The 1538-nt window shown below is 47.7% G+C and carries 1 protein-coding gene; it reads left to right on the top strand.

Annotation, left to right across the window (positions count from 1 at the left end; translation table 11 throughout):
- Positions 1–144 precede the first annotated feature (144 nt).
- Positions 145–1538, top strand: a 1394-nt coding sequence (locus tag NFS31_RS26685; protein ID WP_251502095.1) for a hypothetical protein, incomplete at its 3' end; no start/stop codon positions are given.

Below are 1538 nucleotides of genomic sequence, written 5' to 3' on the forward strand. Positions count from 1 at the left end.
GCCCTTATTTCATGGGGCTTTCAGAACCTATTTTTCAAAAATCACCCACTTTTTTCTCAAAAACACTTGACAAACCAATCAAAAAATGCGGCGCTTCGCGCCCTTGATCAAAAAGTACATTTTTTTGATTGGAGGCGATTTTTGATGTTACCTTATAATCCTGGCGGTCATGCCGCCTTTCAGGATACTTTCGTATCCCAGTTCCTTAAATTTTACCCGGATCCCTTTGTGCTTCCCAAAAGCACTTGGGATTATATCGTGCAGTTCTGGTATCTCGATCTTTCCAAGACGGATTCTATCATGCAGGAATGTTACTCTGTTTTTGGCCCGGAACCAAGGCTCCCTTCCTGCATGCTGCGCTCCTATCTGCTTGCTTTGAAACTGAAAGTTACTTCCATCACTGTCTGGTGCCGCATGCTTAAGGAAACTCCGCTTTATGCCATCCTCAGCGGTTTCTCTTTCGGGAATACCCCTGGTGTCGGTACTTTTTATGATTTCTTTTCCCGCATCTGGCAGCATGACTCCAACAACCTTTCCCCGAAAGACCGGTTCCCTAAGATAAAGAAAACTCCCAAAGGCAAAAAGAAAGGTGATAAGACTCCCTGCGACTCTTCCAGCATAGCTTCCAAGCTTCTTCCCCTGCTGGAACACTGGCAGTTAAAACCGCAAAATCCCTTCTTCCTTATTTTCCGGCTTTATCAGCAGCAGTTCCTGGACCTATCCATCCACAGGGGGCTGATTAATCCCCGGCACCTGGCTCTTGCCGGTGACGGCACCCCTGTCCGTACTGCCGCACAGCAGCGGAAAAAGCGCATTTGCCATTGTAAGGAGAAAGGCCGTTCTTCTTGTGACTGTAAACGCCATTATTCCCAGCCCGACTGTAACTGGGGATGGGACTCCCACCGGGAATGTTATTTCTTCGGCTACCACCTCTACATGTATGTGGCTTCCGATTCCTTCAGCGATCTCCCTGTGTTTCCGCTTTTAGAACGGGCCTCCCGGCATGACATGCTTTCCTTCCTGCATTCCTTTTTCACCATGAAAGCGTATCTTCCGGAATTCCAGATTGAAAAGCTCCTTCTGGATTCTGCACACGACGCTTACGCTGTTTATGAATACTGCAGACGGGAACATATCACACCGTTTATCGACCTCAATCCCGGACATACCGGGCATTTTACCTATAAGGACGATTTTACAATCGATGACGATGGTGTCCCTGCCTGTAAGTTGGGCTTACGTATGCATAAAGATGGATATGAAGCTGCCAAACACCGGGCAAAATACCGCTGCCCAAAATCAAACCGGAAACGTGGCTGCTTCTGTGAACACCCTTGTTCACCGGCGAAATATGGCAGAACCGTACACATCTTTACTGATGACAATCCAAGGTTATTTAACATACCGCCAAGGGACTCTAAAGCATGGGAAACGGAATATGATAGAAGAACTTCCGTGGAGCGCTCCAACAAGCGCGAGAAAGAGGACTATAAATTAGAAGACGGCAGGCACCGCTCTACGAAGATGTGGTACTGCCG

Source organism: Otoolea muris (genome assembly GCF_943193115.1).
Classification (GTDB): domain Bacteria; phylum Bacillota; class Clostridia; order Lachnospirales; family Lachnospiraceae; genus Otoolea; species Otoolea muris.